We start from the raw sequence: 18745 nt of genomic DNA, 5'->3' as shown, positions 1-18745 counted from the left end.
GTCCCGTTCGCGGGGGTCGGGCGCGGGCCGGGGGCCGGGTGGCCAGGGACGGGGGCCGGCCGCCGCGGGCTACTCCTGGCCTACTCCTGCGCGGGCGCGGGCGGGAACCCGCCGGTCGCCACCGGTCCCCAGCGCACCGGCGTGACGCGGATCAGGGACTTGCCCTGCTTCACCATCGCCGCGCGGTACTCCGCCCAGTCCGGGTGCTCGCCGCTGATGCTCCGGTAGTAGTCCACCAGGGGCTCGACCGATTCCGGCGCGTCGATGACCTCGGCCTCGCCGTCCACCTGGACCCAGGGTCCGTCCCAGGCGTCCGACAGGACGATCACGCTGACGCGGGGGTCCCTGCGGGTGTTCCGGGTCTTGGCGCGGTCGGGGTAGGTGGACATCACCAGGCGCCCCGCCTCGTCGACACCGCATGTCAGCGGAGATCCCTGCGGGCCGCCGTCGGTCCGCCGGGTCAGCAGGATCGCGCGGTGCCGGGGGCGGACGAACTCCAGCAACTGGTCGAGAGAAACAGGGGTGTTGGTCGCGATGCGCGGGCTCATACCACGCACCCTACGACAGGCCTGGACCGCCCTGGGGCGCGGCACGCGTCGGCGCCGGCAGCGACGGCCGTCGGCCGGACGCCCGGGCGCAGCGCCACCCACCGTGACAGAGCGCCTGGGGAACGGGTAGGGAGAAGGAATCCACTCCGCCCCCGACCGCAAGGAGAACCCCAGTGACCAGCGACGACCTGACGGCTCGGATCACCCAGGTCGAGGCGCGGCTCGCGCAGCCGACGCCGCCTCCCCTGGAGGGGCAGGCCAGCATCCCGCTCGACCCGATCCGCCATCACGCCTACACCGGCGACGGCGGGCCCTGCACGACCGCGCTCTTCGGCGAGCGGTGCGCCGAGCCGCCCGGCCATCATGACCCCTCACTGCCCTCACGGCCCGCCTGATCAGCGTCCCGGTCCGGACCGGCGGATCAGTATCCGAGGGCGGGCGCCCGGCACGTCGCTACTGGGGCGCCTCCAGCAAGAAGCCTCCAGTAACAATGGGTGGGACAGACTGAGCGCTCTTCGACTGTCCGCCCGTCAGATACAGGTGGAAAGCCCCTTGATACAGGAGAAACACGTCGTGACTGATCGGCCTTTGACTCTCATGGCTGTGCACGCCCACCCCGACGACGAGGCCACGGGAACGGGTGGAGTTCTCGCCCGGTACGCGGCTGAGGGCATTCGCACGGTTCTGGTGACGTGTACCGACGGCGGGTGCGGGGACGGCCCCGGAGGGGTCAAGCCAGGTGATCCCGGGCACGACCCGGCGGCCGTCGCCGCGATGCGGCGTGATGAACTCAAGGCCAGCTGCGCGGTCTTGAACATCAGTCACCTGGAAATGCTGGACTACGCCGACTCGGGCATGATGGGCTGGTCCACCAATGACGCCCCCGGCTCGTTCTGGCGGACGCCCGTGGCGGAGGGCGCCGCGCGGCTCGCGGAACTCATGCGGCGCTACGAACCGGACGTGGTCGTCACCTACGACGAGAACGGCTTCTACGGGCACCCGGACCACATCCAGGCGAACCGCGTCACGATGGCGGCACTGGCGATGATCGAGCAGACGCCGAAGGTGTACTGGACGACGGCGCCCCGCTCGCAGATGCGGCGATTCGGTGAGCTCATGCGCGAATTCAACCCGGACGCCCCGGAGCCGGACCCCGCGGAGGCCGCCGCGATGGCGGAGATCGGGCTCCCGGACGAGGAGATCACCACATGGGTGGACACCTCGGCCTACGGCACCCAGAAGTTCGACGCCCTGGCCGCACACGCGAGCCAGGGGGAGAACATCTTCTTCCTGCGGATGGGCGTGGAGAGGTTCACGGAAATGATGGGCGTCGAGACCTTCGTCCGGGTCCAGGACAGCACCGGGGCCGACGTGCCGGAGAACGACATGTTCGCCGGACTGCGCTGAGGAGACTGACAGGTCATGATCCGACGGGGGTGGCGCGGGCACGCCGCGCCGCCCCGACTCGGAGCGCCGATAGGTCAGTTGACGATACGTCACCTATCGGCGCGTCCGGTCGCGGTCCGGCGAGTCCCGTACGGCGCAGGGACCGCAGCATGGCGGGCAGGTCCCAGTGGCCGCAGGAGGATCCGGCAGGCTCACTACTGGTCGCGGGAGGCGCGTGTCAGGGACCCGCGTCATCCACTGGTGGGCAGCGGGCGGGACACGAGGTGGTCCCACGTGGCCGTCGCGCAGGCGATGACCTCTTCCAGCTCGGCGCGGGTGGCGCCGTCACGGGCCTGGACGGACAGGCCCTCGACCACCGTGGTGTAGTACCGCGCGATCGCGTCGAGGCCGGCCGGGGGCGCGGTGAGGTCGCCGTCGGCGACTCCTCGGACCAGTCGGTCCCTGATGGTGGCGTGCATGTCGCGCCGCAGGTCGGCAAGGAATTCCCGTACCCCCTGGTTCTCCACCGGTCCGGTGAGCGCGGTCAGGATGAGCATGCAGCCGGTCGGTGTGTCCGGGCGCGTGATCTCGTGCGCGGTGGCGCGCAGCATGGCCTCGATCGCGGCGCGCGCGGTCGGCTGCTCGCGCAGGGCGCGCCGGGGCGACTCCCCCGACGTGGCGCCGTAGAGCCCCATGACCTGGCGGAACAGGTTCTCCTTGCTGCCGAAGCAGGCGTAGATGCTGGCCGAGGCGATACCCATGGCCGCGGCAAGGTCGCTGAGCGACGTGCCCTCGTAGCCCCGTTCCCAGAACAGGGTCAGGGCCTGGCGCAGGGCGATGTCGGGATCGAATTTGCGCGGCCTGCCTCGAGTGGCCATCAGTATGCCCTGTCCTCCTGTTTACCGTTCGATCAAGGTTACCTTGACCTGCTCCGTAGGTGGTGAGCGGTTAGTTTGTCGTTCGATACGTAAACACGCGCGAGCGTCAGCGGCATTCCCGCGGGGCCGAGTTCCATGGGCGGGTGGCCTCCGGTGCGGCTGGTGTCGCGACCGCGAAGGGCGGCTCCAGGTGCCGGCGCGTGCGCACCGGCGGATCTGGAGCCGCCCTCGTCACAGATGTCGGGATCCGCTCGTGCGGCGGGCACCGGGGTCAGCCGAGTGCCACATGACCGGCCCGAGGGCGACGATCGCCTTGATGTCCTCCCGTGGTGGTGGGGTGTGGCCGGGCCCGCTCCGTCAGGACCGCGGGCCGCACGTCTGGAACGCGTAGAACTTGTTGTTGCCGGTCAGACCGGGGAGCTTGCTGTAACCGGAACCCCAGTAGACGGTGCCGTCGACGATCGCGGCCCCCGCGAGCACGGATCCGCCGGAGGCGAAGCCCCAGAGGACCGAGCCGGTCTCGGCGTTGAGCGCGAACATGTTGTTTCCGGTACCGGCGGCGGACGGGGCGAACACGACGCCGTTGGTCACGGCGAGCGGTCCCTGGTCGGAGGCGCCGCCCGGGTCAGCGGTCTGCCAGAGGATCTTGCCGGTCGCCGGGTCGAGCGCACCCCACGAGCCGTGGCTGGTCGGCCGGCCCGAGGGTTGCAGGACGTACGGCGCGCCCTGGTAGTCGGAGATGGCCACGTAGATCCGCTTGCCGTCCGTCGCTGATCCCCATTGGACGCCGCCGAGCGGTCCGCCGGGTCCCACCTGGGTGGCCCACAGCATGGCACCCCCGCGATCGGGGTCGAAGGCGGCGTAGACGCCGCTCTTCTGGCCGGCGCCCAGGACGGTCTTGGGTCCGGTGGCCGTCTGGATGGTGAAGAGGTTGACGCCGCTGCCGAAGTCGTAGTCGGAGCCCGTCGGTTGGGGGCAGTTGGGTCCGGGTGTGCCGGACAGGCACGCCAGGTTCCAGTCGTCACCGCTGGACAGACGTTGTGCCCACGCGACCGACCCGTTCGTCATGCGCAGCGCGACGACGGAGTCGAAGTGGTCGTCCGGGGACGTGCACGATTCCTGCGTGCCGCCGTTGCTGATGCACGACGTGTACGCCGGCGCGGTGGGCGTGCTGTAGTTGTTGCCGGTCGTGGTGTACACGACGCCCCTGGCCGGGTCCGGGACGATGGTGCTGCTCCAGATGGCGGCGCCGCTGTATCCCTCCGGCACGACGGGGGTCTTCCACTTCAGCGCTCCCGTGGCCGCGTTCAGCGCGACCACGCTGCCCCGGAAGCTGCAACAGGGGTAGCCGGGACTGGTGGCCGCGCCTTCCTCGTTCGAGGAGACGCCCACATAGAGCACGCCCTGGTGGACGATCGGCGCGGCGGTGTCGACCGCGTAGGGGTGGGTGTCGAGTTGGGCCTTCCAACGCAGGGCGCCCGTCTTGGTGTTGACGGCGAGCATCCAGGCGCCCTGCTGGGTGCCGATGTAGAGCGTGTCCGTGCTCACGTCGACGTAGGGCGTGGTGCGGGAGACCACCTTGGCGGGCGGGTCGGTGAAGACGCCCGGCAGATAGTCCTTCAGGATGTCCCGGGACCACAGTGCGTGGCCGTTCTTGGCGTTGACCGCGTACAGATGGCCGGACCAGTCGGGAAAGTACACGGCGCCATGGGTGACGGCGGCCCGCGCCGACACGTCGCCGCCGGTCGTGAACACCCACTTCTGCGCGAGCGCAGCCACGTTCGCGGTCGTGACCTGGTGCTTCTGGGTGTCCGGTGTGCTCGACGTGTTGTCGGGGTTCTGGCCGAACATCGGCCAGTCCTGGGCCGCTTTGGGCGGTGCCGGGGCCGCGTTCGCCGAGGCGTCCGGGAGCCCGGACACCGTCACGGCCGTCAGGGCCAGTGCCGCGAGGAGGACGGCGGTGCGACGGCGCCACCACCGTGGTGGCGCCTCGCTCCCCCTTCTTGCCCATCCGAATCTGTCTTTCATGTTCCACCCCCGTTGTGCTGAGTTGACCGGTTGTGCGGTGTGCTGAGTTCACCGATCGCGCTGAGCCGACCGTCGCGGTGTCCCGGGCCCCCATCCCCGCCCGGAATGTGCGGACCGCCCCGGAGGCGGGGCGGTCCTGGTGTTACGTCACGCGAGTGGGTGTCACCCGGCTCACGCCGGGGGCGCGCCCTGGGCCAGTTCGGCGAACTGCCGCTCGAGGATCTTGTCCGGACCGTTGCGCCACAGGTCGGTCATGGGCGCCATCGTGGCGTCGGGGAAGATGTCCTCCTCGCCCTTGTCGACCGCGTCGAAAATGGCCTGCGCGGCGGATTCGGGGGACGACTTGGGGATGGGGAGCTGGCGCGTCATGTCGGTGTCGATGGGGCCGGCCAGGACCGCGTGGACCCGGACGCCCTGCCCCGCGAGGAAGGCACGCGCCGTCCGGGTCAGGGAGAACAGGGCCGCCTTCGAGATGGAGTACGACGCGAAGGGCGGCAGGGGCGAGAGCGCGGCCGCCGAGTTGATGGTGATGATGGCGCCGCCGGAGCGGATCAGGGCGCCCTGGAATGCCTGGGTCACGGCGTGGGTGCCGTGGAAGTTGACCGCCATGTGCCGGTCCAGGACGTCGGGGTCGAACGGGATGTCGGGCAGCATGATGCCCGCGTTGTTGATGAGGACGTCGAGCGAGTCGACCTGCTCGGCGGCCGCCTGGATCTGCGCGGCGTCGGTGATGTCCAGCGTCAGGGGCGTCACCCGGGCGTCGTCGTGGGTCAGGGGCTTGCGGGTACCGGCGTAGACCCGCGCGGCACCCCGCGCAAGGGCCTCGGCGACCAGCGCCTTGCCGATGCCGCGATTGGCCCCTGTCACCAACACGGTCTTGCCTTCGAGGCTCATGGCTCTTGTCTCCTGTCGGGTGCTTCGGAGTGCGGTGGAAGGCAGCCTGGCCCGAGGGCCCCCTGGACCTCGATCCGCTCGTCGGCGTGGCCGCGCGAGCGGAGATTTCATGGCCGGGCCAACTTTTTTTGTCGAGCGACGAATAAATCGTCCCACGGGTCTCCGGCGCGGGTCAAGGCACTTTTTGTCCAATCGACAAAGAAAGCGCGTGCAGTGAAGAACGCGTCGGGCAAGGACTCGTTTCGCGCTGCCCGGGACCGTGCGGAAGGCGGCCCTCGGGCTCGCTCGATCCGGCTGGGCACGTCATGAGAAGCGGGCCGCGCGCCGCCCCGGCACGCTGGGGCGGGGTCGCACGGTACGCCGCCCCGGCGTGGGCGGCACTGTGCCAGACCCCGCCGGCCGGACGGGACTTTGAAGACACGACCCAGGGAGACCGCCGTGGCCCCACCGCCCTCGATCGGCGCACACGCTCTGCTCGTCCTCCTCCTTCAGGTCGGCCTGCTGTTGTGTGCCGCGCTCCTGCTCGGCCGGCTGGCCAACCGCCTCGGCATGCCGGCGGTCGTGGGGGAACTGTGCGCCGGGGTGCTGTTCGGGCCGACCGTGCTCGGCCATCTCGCGCCGCACCTCGCCGCTTGGCTGTTCCCCCGTACCGCCGCGCAGTTCAATCTGCTGGACGCGATCGGGCAGCTCGGCGTGGTGCTGCTCGTCGGCGTCACGGGCATGGAGGTCGATCTCGGGCTCGTACGCCGCAAGGGGACCGTCGCCCTGCGTGTCGGGCTCGCCGGGCTCGTCATCCCGCTGGCCGCCGGCATCGCGGCCGGGGCCGTGGCGCCGCGCTCGCTCCTCAGCGGCTCGACGGACCGGGTCACGTTCGCCCTCTTCGTCGGTGTGGCGATGTGCGTGAGCGCCCTGCCGGTCATCGCGAAGACGCTCTCCGACATGAATCTGCTGCACCGCGACATCGGACAGCTGACGATCGCCGCGGGCGTGGTCGACGACGTCATCGGATGGCTGCTCCTGTCGGTCGTCTCCGCGATGGCCACCGTCGGCGTGCGCGCCGGGACCGTCGCGTCCTCGCTGGGGCTGCTCGCCCTCGCCGTCCTGGTGACCGCGACCGTCGCCCGTCCGCTGGTGCGCCGTGTCCTCGCGCGGTGCCGGCGGTCCTCGGGGAGCGGGCCCACGATCGCGGCCACGGTCTCCGTCATCGTGCTGAGCGCGGCGGCGACCCAGGCCATGGGCTTCGAGGCGGCGTTCGGCGCCTTCCTCGGCGGTCTCGTCGTCGGTTCGGCGAACAGCGTGGAAAGCGTGGACCTGGCCCGGCTCGCACCTCTGCGGACGATGGTGGTGTCGGTGTTCGCGCCGCTGTTCTTCGCCACCGCCGGGCTCCGGGTGGACCTGACCGCGCTGGCCCGGACGGTCCCGTTGCTCACCGCCGTCGCGGCGGTCCTGATCGCGGTTGCGGGCAAGTTCGCCGGGGCGTATCTGGGCGCGCTGTCCAGCAGGTTGACCAAGTGGGAGGCGCTGGCGCTGGCCGGCGGGATGAACGCGCGCGGGGTGATCCAGATAGTCGTGGCGGCGGTCGGGCTCCGGGTGGGCGTGCTCGACACGACCACGTACACCGTCGTGATCCTGGTGGCGATCACCACGTCCCTGATGGCGCCGCCGATTCTGCGGTGCGCCATGCCGCACATCTCACCGACCGAGGAGGAGCGCGAGCGCCAGCGGGCGTGGGCAGTCTTCCGCGGCCCGCGTCCGAGCGCCGGCTCCGGGTCGAAAGCCGCCTGAACACCGGCCTGGAACGGCCGCCGGAGCCAGCCTCGGGGGCTGCGAGAGCCGCCTGCACGAGGCGCCACGACGGTCCGCGCGTGGTGTCCTGCGAGACCACATGAACGAGTGAAGCGGCGAGGCATTTGCGGCGGCTTCCGGGAGATGCGTAGTAATGTCCGCTTCCCCTCAGGTCCCCTGGACAAGGAAGCCGATTGCGATGAACGTTCCCCCCACCATGCGCGCCTTGCGACAGATGTCGCTCGGCGGCCCGCAGGACCTTCGTCTGATCACCGACGCGCCGGTGCCGGCGCCCGGGCCGGGCGAGATCCTGATCCGCGTCGGCGCGGCGGGCGTCAACTTCGCGGACATCTCCCAGTCCCACGGCACCTTCCACAACGGCCCGCAACCGCCCTACGTGGCGGGCTTCGAGGCAGCCGGTGAGGTCGTCGCCGTGGGCGACGGGGTCGAGGGCGCCCGGCCCGGCCACCATGTCGTCGGTGTCGGATACGGGGCCTTCGCGGAGTACATGGTGCTGTCCGCCGCCTCCGTGATGCCGGTGCCGGAGGGCTGGGCGGACGAGCAGGCCCTGGGGATGATGGTGAACTGGCCCACCGCCCTGGCCGCCCTCAAGCCGCTCGGCGGCATCCGGGCCGGGCAGAGTGTGCTGATCCACGCCGCCGCGGGAGCGACCGGCCAGGCCGCCGTGAAGATGGCCAAGCACTACGGCGCGACGGTGATCGCGGCCGCGTCGCCGGGCAAGCACGAGACGGTACGCGCGCTCGGCGCCGATCACGTCCTGGACTCGCGCGGCCCCGATCTCGCGGCGGAGGTACTGGCGTTGACCGGGGCCCAGGGCGTGGACCTGGTGGTGGAGTCGGTGGGCGGCGCCACCTTCCAGGCGAGCCTGGCCTCGGCCAAGCGCGTCGTCGGACGGGTCGTGGTGACCGGCCTGCCCGCCGGTGAGGCGCGGATCAGCAACTGGGACCTGGTCTACCGCCATCAGGTGCACGTGATCGGCTTCAACCTCGGGGTGCTGATCCAGTCCGCGCCGGAGATCTTCGGCGAGGTGACGGGGGAACTGTTCGCGCTCGTCGGGGCGGGCGTGCTCACCGCGGGCCGCCCCACGGTGCACGATCTCGCCGACGGGCCCAAGGCGCTGGCGGAGGTCGAGGCACGCGCCACGGTCGGCAAGGTGGCCCTGCTGCCGTGAGCGGCCCGGCCCCGCGCGCTCGCGGGGCCCCGTCCGTCATATTCTCTCGGCGCGCAGCCCGTGGAAGGCGCCGTCGTAGAAGAGCAGGGCGTCGTGCTCGTCCCTGAGCCCCATGTCCAGGACTTCGCCCAGGAAGATGGAGTGGTCGCCGCCGTCGTAGGTGGCCGTCAGGGAGCATTCGAGCCAGGCCAGGGCGTCCGTGATGAGCGGGGATCCGGTGCGGGCGCCGGGCGCCCAGGTGACGGGGGCGAACTGCTGGAGCCCGCGCGGGCGGCGGCGGTCGGCGAAGTAGCCGGCCAGTTCCCGCTGGCGCTCCGAGAGCACCGACACCGCGAAGGACTTCTGGTCGAGGACGGCTTCGTGCATGGCCGCCTCCCGCAGGACGCAGATGAGCACGAGCGGCGGGCTCAGCGACACCGATGTGAAGGAGTTCGCGGTCATGCCGTGCGGGGTCGCGCCGCCCGTCGTCACGACGGTGACTCCGGTGGTGAACCGGCCGAGCACCCGGCGCATGCCCTTGTGGTCGAAGTCGGTGGTGCGCCCGGCCCTTCCGCCCGGCGCGGGCGGGCCCGGTGCGACGAGTCCCGTGGGGGATGTCCGGTGGGTGTCGGCCATGGCTCAGTCACCGTTCACGATGTGGGCGAGTACGCGCGGCTGCGTGGCCGGCGCGGTCGTGGCGTAGGGCTCAAGTGCCTTGCGCAGTGACGCGGGCACCTTGGCCGGGCGGGTGTCGGCGTTGGGTCCCCGCATGCACGCGACCCGCTGCCGTCCCCGGGCGACCAGGTCCTCCGCATCGCCGCGCACCCGTACATAGTCGAAGGCGAACTCGACCTGAGTCTGTGTCAGGTCCACCAGACGCATACGGATGGACAGTTCGTCGAACGCGGTGATCTCCGCAAGGAACTCGCACTCGCACTTGAGCGTGAAGAGCTTGAGGTCGGCGCGGATCTCGTCGATGACGCCGGGGGCGTGCTCCAGCAGGAACATTTCCCGGCAACGGCCTTGCCAGCGAAGGTAGTTGACGTAGTAGACGTTGCCGACCAGGTTGGTCTCCTCGAAGCCGACCAGGTGCCGGTATTCGTAGTACGGTCGCTTGGTCATGCGCGGCCCTCCTTCGTCTCGGTGAGCATGGTGAAGACCACCGGTGCGGTGCGTCCGCGCAGCGTCGTGGGGAACGTGGCGATGCGCAGGCCGCCCGAGCGCAGGACGACCCAACGGCCCGTCGACGCCCGGGAGATGACCAGTTGGGCGCGCGCGTGGCCGGCCTTGCGCAGGCATTCCTGCGCGCCCCACACTCGGGTGGCGGCGGTGGACAGGTCCTCGCCGCGCTCACCGGCGATGAGCTCGGCCAGCGCGTGTCCCTCCGCGCCGAGCAGGTCCCGCCACTCCCCCGCCGGACGGTCCACGGCTTCCTCGACGTCGCAGCCCACGGCCTGCTCCCCGGCCACCGCGAAGGTCACGCCCGCGCCGTGCGAGGAGGAGACGTGTGGGCCCGTTCCGGTCTCCGGCTTGCCGTCCGGCCGGTAGCTGAGGGCCGGTTCGTGGCCGAGCGCGAGGGCCAGCGTCTGAGCGGTGCGCGCGCGCCGGCCGGCCACGTCCTGGGCGGCCGCTTCCTCGTCGGGCCACACGGCGACGCGCAGGGCGGCGGGCAGCACGGCGGGGCTTCGGCGTTCCAGGTAGGGGCCGAGCAGCGTCGGCGTCCAGGGCCCGGCGCCGTCCTGCTTGCGGACCGCTTGGAGGCGCAGCCCCTCCCAGCGTTCGACGAGCGCCCCCTGCGGATCGCGGACGTCGAGGTCGTACACGTAGGTGTCGTGGTCACGGGAGCGTTCGGCGGCGTGCAGGGTGACCCGGTCGAGGGTGCCCAGGCGGGTGGGGTCGGCGAGGTGGAGGCGTGCTATGGCGGCGGGCAGCAGGGTCGCGTCGGGGACACAGCACTGGATGGCGTGCATGAGCGCGTCGCGTGTGCCCGGGTCAGCCAGCACGAGCCCAGCCGGCAGGAACCCGCCGAACCACGGCTTGTCGGTCGTGGTGGACACGTCGGCCACGCAGTGCCGGGCGGCCAGGTCCCGGTAGCCGAGCAGCCGCTGGAAGCGCTCGCCCTGGAAGAGCACCGGGCCGTACAGGTCCTCCTTCGGGTCGAGCGGCGCGTACGGCGCCGTCGCCGTCATGGGCGTCGGATCGTCGGGGGCGGGCACGTCGTAGCGGAGGGTCGCGCGGAAGTGGTCGGCCTGGAAGGCGGTCTCCTCGCTGCGGATCACCGCCTGGACCGTGCCCTGTTCGGTGGCGAGGACGGCGACCCGGATCGTGGTCGTGCCGTCGACGGGGACGACGATGGGACGGTGGAACTCGACGTCCTCCAGGACCGGCGGCCCGACGTAACCCGTGAGCGCCGCGGCCGCCTGGGCCATGGCCTCCATGCCGAACACCGCCGGGAAGAGCAGATCGCCGTCGAGCAGATGGTCGCCGAGGTAGGGGTCGTCGTCCGCGCCGAGGTCGACGTCGACGACGAGTTCGACGCCGGGGTAGTACACCCGGGGCCGGTCCACGAAGCGCAGCAGGGGGAGTTCGCGCGGTTCGAGGGCGATGGTGGGCAGGTTCTCGGCGCGGCCCATGACCACGACCGACTCGGGCGCCTCCGGGTCGGCGAGCAGGCGCCGCAGGACGGCGACTCCCTCCTGCGGCGGGATGGGATGGATGCCCTCGCGCATCAGCGATTCCAGTACGCCGAGTCGTTCACCCATGCCGGTGCCCGACCAGACCGACCATTCCAGCGCCAGGCAGCGGCAGTTGGGGTACTCCGCCGCGATCCGGCGCGTGAGGTCGGTGAGCCAGTCGTTGGCCGTGGCGTAGTCCGCCTCGCCGCGCAGCCCGGCCCGGCCGATGATGCTGCCGAAGGCGACAAGGAGCCGCAGCGAGGCGGGGTCCGTGGCGGCCAGCACGCTCTCCAGGCCGGTGATCTTCGTGGCCAGCGTCCGCCGGAAGGACGACTCGTCGAGGTCGGCGAGCGCGTGCGGCACATTGCGCCCCGCGCCGTGCAGGAGCGCCGTCACCGGACCCAGCGTCTGGGACACCTCCTGGACCGCGGCCTTGACCTCGTCGGCCGAGGTGATGTCGGCGCGTACGTAGTGGTGGTGGACGCCCGCCTCGGTCATGCGCGCCAGGTTCGCCGCGAGTTCCTGGTCGGTTCTCGGGTCGGAGCGGCCCATGAGCGCGACGGCCGCGCCGGTGGTACGGGCCAGGTCGAGCGCGCACTCGGCGGTGATGCCCTTGCCGCCGCCGGTGACCAGCAGCACGTCCCGCGCGTCCAGGGGCACGGAGCGCCCGGGTGCGTGAGAAACCGGCAGCGGGCGCAGCAGCGGGATGTGGCGTACACCGGCCGCGTCGTACACGGTCTCGCTGAAGCCCGTGGTCGCGGCGACATCGGCGACGATGTCCCGCAGGAGCGCGGCCGGTGCCGGCCCGGTCAGGGGCAGGGTGACGAGGGTGGTGGCGACGGCCGGCGCCTCCAGGTGGAGCGTCTTGGCGAGGCCGGCCGCGCCCCGCCGGTCGCCGACGACCACGAAGCGTCCCGGCGCGCCGGGTGACAGCGCGGCGCGTGCGGCGGCGAGCATCAGCTGGATGTGGTCCTCGGCGCAGTCGTGCGGCAGGCACAGCAGGACCCCCGAGCCGAGCCTGGCCCGTCGCAGCGCGGCGCGCAGGGCGGCGGCGAGCGGGTGCCGGTCGGTGGCGAACAGCTGCCAGTCACCGGGCGCGGGCGGCCCGGCGGCCCGCCCGGCTTCGGCGGGTACGAGTGCGACGGAGAACGCGCGCACCCAGGGGCCCGCGCCGGTGATGTCGGGCGTGGTGTCCTGTTCCCCCTCGCGCGCGGTGTCGCTCAACTCATCGAGCATGTCGGCGAGTTGGGCCAGCGTCGAGGTGGCGAACGCGGAGGTGGCCAGGGGCGCGGCGAGCCCGAGTTCCCGTGCGGCCTGGGTGATGATCTGTCCGACGGTGATGGAGCTGAGGTGGAGTTCGTCGATGGGGTTGCTCTGCGCGCCGACCGCCTCCAGGGGCAGTTCGGCCCGCTCGGCGGCCAGGCGCCGCAGCACCTCCAGGGTGTGGACGGCGTCCCCGAGCGCCGGCGGCTGGGCGGCGGGCTCGGGGGCGGCCTGCTCGGCCCGGGGCGTCGCGAGGTGCGGAAGGTCGCTCTCCGGCGCCGATTCGCAAGGGCTGGCCAGGAAGCGCAGCGTCTTGTCGAAGGGGAAAGGACGCGTGAAGCGGTCGCGGAAGAGCAGGTCGTGGCGGACGGGAGCGCCCAGCGCGTACGCGATGCCGACCGCGTGCAGCAGCCCGGAGAGCGACATGCTGTCGGCGTCCAGGGACACGGCGGGCACCGCGGGGGCGGTCTCCGCCGCGAGGTTGCTCAGGATGCGCCCGGGGCCCACCTCGATGAAGAGGTCGGCCTCCTTGGCCATCGTCTGGACGGCCTCGGTGAAGCGCACCGGTTCGAGCACCTGGCGGGTCAGGAGGTGGGGCACATCGGTCTCGGCCGGCAGGGCGGAGCCGGTGACGGTGGAGACCATGGGGCGGGCCAGGGGTGCGAAGGGCTCGTCGCGCAGGAAGTCGCGCAGCCCGGTGGCCGCCGGGGCGACGGCCTGCGAGTGGAACGCGTGCGAGACCGCGATGGTGGTGGCGGACAGGCCCTGGCCCGTGGCGCGCTCGCACACCCGCCGGACGGCGTCGGCCGGCCCGCTCACGACGGTCTGCCGGGGGCTGTTGTACCCGGCGATCACGACGGGCTCGCCGGCCAGGAGCGGCAGGACCGCGTCCGGCGGGGCGGCGACGCTCGCCATGGTGCCGCCGCCGGCGCTCGCCCGCGCCATGATGCGCCCGCGCGCGGCGGCCGCGCGCAGCAGCGCCGCCTCGTCCATCGCGCCCGCCCAGTGCAGCGCGGTCAGTTCGCCCAGGCTGTGGCCCGCGGCGGTGACGGCCGTGATGCCGAGCAGGGACAGGGTGCGCAGGCCCGCGACGCAGGACGTGACGATCCTCGGCTGGGCGTTCTCGGTCGCGACCAGGTCGGTGCCGGAGGGCAGTGCGAGCGTGCGGTAGAGCTCGTCGACGCCGGCGAAACGGCGCCGCAGCGCGCCGCCGTCACCGCGTCGGCCCGCTCCTTGGCCGGGGAAGAGGAAGCCGATCCGGGGCGGGCGGGCCGAGGTGCCCGCGAAGACGCCGTGCTCGGTGTCGAGGACGGAGCGCGCGCCGTTGTCGAGCATGGTCAGGAGCGAGTCGAAGCGGCGCCCTGCCTCCTCGGGGTCGCCGGCCACGATCGCGGCGCGGAAGGGGCGGTCGGCCAGCTCGCGTTCGAGAGTGGCGGCGAGGTCGCCGAGCTCGGCGAAGGAGAGCCTGCCGCACATCTCGGCCAGCCGCGCGATTTGTCCGCGCAGCGAGGCGAAGTCGTCCGCGTCGACCAGCAGCAGTTCGGCGTCCTGCCGCGAGCGGGACAGTGCCCGCACCTGGGGGCCGGGGCCCGCGTCCGGTGCGCTGTCGGCGTGCTCCACGACGACGTGGGCGTTGATGCCGCCGAAGCCCATGGAGGAGACGCCGGAGCGGATGGGGTGCTCGGTGGGCCACGGCTCGGGTTCGAGCGGGACCCTCAACGCGGGCCGCTCGCCGGTCAGTTCGGGGTGGGGATCGAGGTGGCTGGTGGCGGGCGGGATGACTTCGTGGTGCACGGCGAGGATCGCCTTGATGAGTCCCGCGACGCCTGCGGCCGCCTTGGTGTGACCGATGTTGCCCTTGATGGTGCTGATCGCCGCAGGGGGCGCCGTGGGGTCGGCGGCGCGCCGTGCCTCACTGAAGGCCCGCAGTTCTGTCGCGTCGCCCACGGCCGTGCCGGTGCCGTGGCCTTCGAGGTAGGCGACGGTCTCGATGCCGTACCCGGCCAGCTCGTAGGCGCGCCGCAGCGCGAGGCGGTGTCCCGCTGCCTCGGGGCGGGTGATGCCGCCCTTGCCGTCGGAGGAGTAGCCCCAGCCGGCGAGCACGGCGTAACGGCGAAGACCGCGCGCGATCGCGTCCTCGTCGCGCATCAGCACGAGCATGCCGCAGCCCTCGCCGGGCCAGAACCCGTTGGAGGCACGGTCGTACACCCGCATCTCGCCGGTGGCCAGCGCCCCGGTCTTGGCGAAGCCGATGACCTCGAAGGGGTCGATGCTCAGGTCCACGCCTCCCGCGACGGCCACTTCGAGCTGACCGGCGGCCAGGGCGTTGGCCGCGGTCGCCACCGACAGCAGCGAGGACGAGCAGGCGCCGTCGACGGTGAAGCCGCCGCCGTGGAGGTCGAAGTGGTTGCAGACACGGCCCGCGATGGTGTTGGCGAGGCCGCCGGCCAGGGTGTCCTCGTCGATCGGCGGGAAGGCACTCTTGTAACGCACTTCGAGGCCGGTCAGGAAAGCACCGAGCGCGGTGTCGTCCCAGCCCTGCTCGCGCAGGGCGGCGCCGACGGTGCGCCGTACGTAGGGCCAGCGGAGCCGCATGAGGTTGGCGCGGCTGAACTCTCCGGTGAGCGTGTTGCCGATCACCACGCCGGTGGCCGACCTCGGCAGCCCTTCGCCGCCGGGGAAGCCGGCGTCAGCCAGCGCGCGCGCCGCGGTGTCCAGGGCGAGCCAGTGGGTCATGTCCGTGGAGCGGAAGGTGCTGCCCGCGACGCGGTGGCCCACGCGGTCGAAGTCGAAGCCTTCCAGGACGGCGGCCTTGCGGGAGTAGAAGCGGTCGGGGGCCGTCCGGTCGGGTGAGTAGTAGTCGTCGAGGTTCATGCGCTCGTTGGGCAGCCGGCGAAAGGCGCGCCGTCCGGCGAGCACGTTCTGCCACAGTTGCTCGGGCGAGTCCGCGTCGGGGTAGCGGCACGCGAGCCCGACGACCGCAATCCGGTGACCGCTCATGCCCGTATCGCCCCCGCGTCCGTGGTCTGCGGCGTCCGCGCCGGGATCTGTTGGCTCACCGCCGTGGTGTCGGGTACGCGCCGGGCTCGACGGCGCTGGAAGAGGGACACGGCCCACCAGCCGATGCCCCGGGCGCCGCAGACGACGACGAGGGCGATGAAGAGGGTGTACGTGACGTTGAGCTGCATCAGGGCCCCGTAGACGAACGCGACGGATCCGCCGAACATGAACTGGGCCCGGCCCTTCGTCGGTGTCGTACCGGGGTCGGTGATCATGTAGTTGGTGAAGAGCACGAACGCCACCCCGGTCATCGAACCGAGCGCCGAGAACAGCGCGACGTCCCAGATGCCGTGCCGGACGAAGGCCTGGATGGCGAAGCCGCCCATCCAGCCCACGATCAGCGGGACCTTGCGGGTGAGCATGGTGTTGAGGACGGTGCCCGCCGTGGCGATGATGATCGCGATCATGATGCGGAAGTACGTGTTCGCGTTCTCGGTGAACTCGTACGGCGGCGCGATGCTGACCCAGCCGAAGCAGACGAGGGTCATCGTGATGCCGAAGTTGGACGGGTTCATGAAGTGCCGCATCCGCCCGTTGACGGGCGCCTGGAACGCGTGCTTGCCCGCGACGCCGACGAACACCCCGAACAGGACGGGCAGGATCTGGTTGTTGGCGTAGAGCAGCATGTTGACGGCGAGCGCGGTGATGTGCGACGGCAGCAGGAACTCATACAGTCCGCGTGCTCCGCCGCCGAGGAACCGTGGCTTGCGCTGGTAGGCCCACGCGCTGATCAGCTCGAAGGTGATCTCGGTCGTGTACGCCATCAGGAGGGCGAAGACCGGCCAGAGATAGGGCTGTTCGAAGCCGAGCAGGGTGTAGCCGAACACATTGAAGGCGGTGATCGACATCGCGAAGTTGCGCAGCGCCAGATACCGGGGGTCGGGCTTGGCCTTGGGGGGCTTGACGGCGGCGCTCGGTGGCGCGGTCTCGGCCGGAGTGGGGTGCAGGGCGGCGGTCATCGGCTCGAAACCTCCTGGGCGGTGCCGGTGAGCATCAGGGTGTGGACGCCGGGTCGCAGCCGCAGCGTCTGCTGGTGGAGTCCCCCGTCGGCGTCCCGCCACTGGAGGTGGGCGGAGACGGGACCGCTGTAGGAACCGATCCCGAAGTGGACGTCGAAGCTGCGGAAGCCGACATGGCCGCCGCCGCCGTCGAGCTGGGAGATCTGGGTGCCCTGCGGGGTGGTGATCTGGACGGTGGCGCCGTAGGCGGGCGCGCCGATGGCTTCCAGACCCTGGCCGGCGCCGCCCTGGTCGGTGGCGGGGCGGTACAGCTTCAGCTCCAGCGAATGACCGAGGTCCGGCGCCTTGTTGGCGTAGAACGCGGGCGCTCCCCACTGCCGTGCCACCGCGAAGTCCAGGGTGCCCGTACCCGTGGTGTCGCCGGTGGCGACGGCCCGGGTCGGGGTGGGTTCGGCGAGGCCGAGATCGGAGCTCACATTGACGTAGGTGCCATCGGAGTTCTTGGCGTAGAAGGCCAGCGCCTCATGGCCCGAGACGTCGTCACCGGGCTGGAAGTTGGGCCACATCGCCGGGTTGCTCAGCAGGTCGTCGTTCTCGGTGGCCGCCTCCTGGAGCCAGTTCCACCGGTTGTTGGTGCCCTTGACGAAACCGTCGGTCTGGATCACGTCCTGCTGCCCCTGGTTGAGGAAGTCGCCTGCCTTGACGTCCCAGCACCAGCCGGTCCACGCCAGGCCGTACTGCTGTGCTTCCTGTTCGAAGGGGGCGATGCCCTTGCTGAGCTGCTTCTTCATGTCGGCCGGGTTAGCTGCGTGGTTGACGAAGAGCAGATTGCTCTCCTGGAGGCCCCAGGCGACGTTGATGTTGCTGACGAAGAAGTCGAAGCTGCCGTTGCTGTTCAGGTCGGCGAAGTCGACGCCCATCCCCTTGAAGGAGCCGTTGCCCAGCACGAACGACTTGGGCGTCGTGCCCGTGCGCACGCCCTTGGCCTCGGTGAACTTGATGTGGCCCGGGGTCGACTGGTTGTACAGGAGGTGGCCGTGGCCGAAGTCGTTGGCGATGTAGGCCTCCGGCAGACCGTCACCTGTCAGGTCCGCCCCGGACAGCGCGAGCGTCCAGCCGGTCGAGATCTGGAAGGGGATGGCGTCCTTCTCCTCGACGTAGCGGGCGGCCGGGTGGTCACCGGAGGTGGCGTCGTGCCAGCGCAGCACATGGTCGCCGCCGGCGTTGTTGCCGGAGGAGAGACTGTTGGTCATCACGACGTTCTTCAGGCCGTGCGGATCGAGGACGTCGGAGTCGGGGAAGTAGTTGCCGACGATGACGGAGGGGTGTCCGCTGCCGTCGAGGTCCGCGATGTACACGGCGTCGGTGTTCCAGCGCGGGCCGTGGTAAATCCCGTCGGCCGACTGCGAGGGCACGAGTTCCTGCGGCACGTACGCGCTGGGTGAGGGCGAGGTGGCGGTCGACTTCGGCAGGAACAGGATCGGGGTGCGCCCCCAGTACGTCACGAGGAAGCCCATGCGCCCGTCCCCGGTGAAGTCGCCCGCGGCACAGCCGGTCGGCGCCATCGTGTCGTCGTAGGGCAGCGGCGCCGCCTCCAGGGTGAACGGCGTGAACCGGTCGGCCGCAGGCGCGGTGGGTGTGTAGGTGACGATCACCTTGTTGGTGCGGGTGTCGACCAGGCACATGCCGTCGGCGCGCCCGTGTCCTGTGACGTCGTTGATGGCGACGCCGGCGCCCACCGCCGAGATCCATGAACGGACCTTCTGGTAGGCCGGGTTGACCTGACGGATCGTGTTCATGTGCAGGTTGTCGTAGCCGGGCGGCAGGGTGATGGGCAGTTCGTGGAACGTGTACTTGGCGGCGGTCCGCGCGCCGCCGGACACGCTGACCGCGCTGTCCGCGCCGAAGAACAGCGTGGTGGCGACGGCGATGGCAAGGACGCCCGGCACCAGCCGACGAAGACGCATCCTCAGCCTCATGGCGATCTCCTTTCGAAAGTACGGTCATGAAGGTGCGGGGCGTCTTGGGCGGCGCGTCCGGGCACGATGCCCGAACTACCGTGCGGCCGTGGGGGTTTGAGGCCCACGCCGTTTCGGGG

Annotated in this window: 13 protein-coding genes; 4 read left to right on the top strand and 9 right to left on the bottom strand. The window is 71.3% G+C overall.

Translation table 11 applies throughout. The features are described 5' to 3' along the window. Window positions 1–80: 80 nt before the first annotated feature. Window positions 81–548 (bottom strand): PPOX class F420-dependent oxidoreductase, encoded by a 468-nt coding sequence (locus ACFYM2_RS11805; RefSeq protein ID WP_388459629.1) that lies wholly within the window; start codon window positions 546–548, stop codon window positions 81–83. Window positions 549–721: 173 nt separating this feature from the next. On the opposite strand from ACFYM2_RS11805, the gene ACFYM2_RS11800 reads away from it, so the two are divergent. Together ACFYM2_RS11800 and ACFYM2_RS11795 are read left to right on the top strand one after the other, a co-directional pair. Further along, entirely contained in the window at window positions 722–943 is a 222-nt protein-coding gene (locus ACFYM2_RS11800; protein WP_358997495.1) for a hypothetical protein, read from the top strand. A 178-nt stretch (window positions 944–1121) separates the two neighbouring features. Beyond that, a complete protein-coding gene (locus tag ACFYM2_RS11795; RefSeq protein ID WP_358997492.1) occupies window positions 1122–1955 on the top strand; it encodes a PIG-L family deacetylase in 834 nt (277 codons plus the stop codon). A gap of 230 nt (window positions 1956–2185) precedes the next feature. On the opposite strand, the gene ACFYM2_RS11790 is transcribed toward ACFYM2_RS11795, so the two are convergent. From ACFYM2_RS11790 to ACFYM2_RS11780, 3 genes are all read right to left on the bottom strand, one after another. After that, complete coding sequence (locus tag ACFYM2_RS11790) at window positions 2186–2812, bottom strand: TetR/AcrR family transcriptional regulator (RefSeq protein ID WP_350234242.1); 627 nt, start codon at window positions 2810–2812, stop codon at window positions 2186–2188. Window positions 2813–3169: 357 nt separating this feature from the next. After that, entirely contained in the window at window positions 3170–4840 is a 1671-nt protein-coding gene (locus tag ACFYM2_RS11785) for a PQQ-binding-like beta-propeller repeat protein (RefSeq protein WP_388835485.1), read from the bottom strand. A gap of 171 nt (window positions 4841–5011) precedes the next feature. Beyond that, a complete protein-coding gene (locus tag ACFYM2_RS11780; RefSeq protein ID WP_358997483.1) occupies window positions 5012–5734 on the bottom strand; it encodes an SDR family NAD(P)-dependent oxidoreductase in 723 nt (240 codons plus the stop codon). A 438-nt stretch (window positions 5735–6172) separates the two neighbouring features. On the opposite strand from ACFYM2_RS11780, the gene ACFYM2_RS11775 reads away from it, so the two are divergent. Then, window positions 6173–7519 (top strand): cation:proton antiporter, encoded by a 1347-nt coding sequence (locus tag ACFYM2_RS11775; RefSeq protein ID WP_388459632.1) that lies wholly within the window; start codon window positions 6173–6175, stop codon window positions 7517–7519. A gap of 199 nt (window positions 7520–7718) precedes the next feature. Continuing rightward, complete coding sequence (locus ACFYM2_RS11770; RefSeq protein WP_388835482.1) at window positions 7719–8711, top strand: NADPH:quinone oxidoreductase family protein; 993 nt, start codon at window positions 7719–7721, stop codon at window positions 8709–8711. 36 nt (window positions 8712–8747) lie between these two features. On the opposite strand, the gene ACFYM2_RS11765 is transcribed toward ACFYM2_RS11770, so the two are convergent. The 5 genes from ACFYM2_RS11765 to ACFYM2_RS11745 are packed head-to-tail and all read right to left on the bottom strand — an operon-like array spanning window position 8748 to window position 18626. Beyond that, window positions 8748–9326 carry a flavin reductase family protein gene (locus ACFYM2_RS11765; RefSeq protein WP_358997475.1) on the bottom strand — a complete coding sequence of 193 codons (579 nt, stop codon included), beginning with the start codon at window positions 9324–9326 and terminating at the stop codon, window positions 8748–8750. Between the two features lie 3 nt (window positions 9327–9329). Continuing rightward, the gene (locus tag ACFYM2_RS11760; protein ID WP_388459634.1) at window positions 9330–9812 is read right to left on the bottom strand and encodes an acyl-CoA thioesterase; all 483 of its coding nucleotides are present in this window, start codon (window positions 9810–9812) and stop codon (window positions 9330–9332) included. Beyond that, window positions 9809–15628, bottom strand: a complete 5820-nt coding sequence (locus tag ACFYM2_RS11755) for an SDR family NAD(P)-dependent oxidoreductase (RefSeq protein WP_388835478.1) — start codon at window positions 15626–15628, stop codon at window positions 9809–9811. The genes ACFYM2_RS11760 and ACFYM2_RS11755 overlap by 4 nt, the downstream gene beginning before the upstream one ends. Next, window positions 15625–16647, bottom strand: a complete 1023-nt coding sequence (locus ACFYM2_RS11750; protein ID WP_358997468.1) for an enediyne biosynthesis protein — start codon at window positions 16645–16647, stop codon at window positions 15625–15627. The genes ACFYM2_RS11755 and ACFYM2_RS11750 overlap by 4 nt, the downstream gene beginning before the upstream one ends. Continuing rightward, window positions 16644–18626 (bottom strand): ASPIC/UnbV domain-containing protein, encoded by a 1983-nt coding sequence (locus tag ACFYM2_RS11745; protein WP_388459636.1) that lies wholly within the window; start codon window positions 18624–18626, stop codon window positions 16644–16646. The genes ACFYM2_RS11750 and ACFYM2_RS11745 overlap by 4 nt, the downstream gene beginning before the upstream one ends. Window positions 18627–18745: the final 119 nt, after the last annotated feature.

This window comes from Streptomyces sp. NPDC006711 (genome assembly GCF_042869775.1).
Lineage (GTDB): Bacteria > Actinomycetota > Actinomycetes > Streptomycetales > Streptomycetaceae > Streptomyces.
Note: the sequence above shows the minus strand (reverse complement) of the source record. Positions and strands in the feature narration are given on the sequence as shown.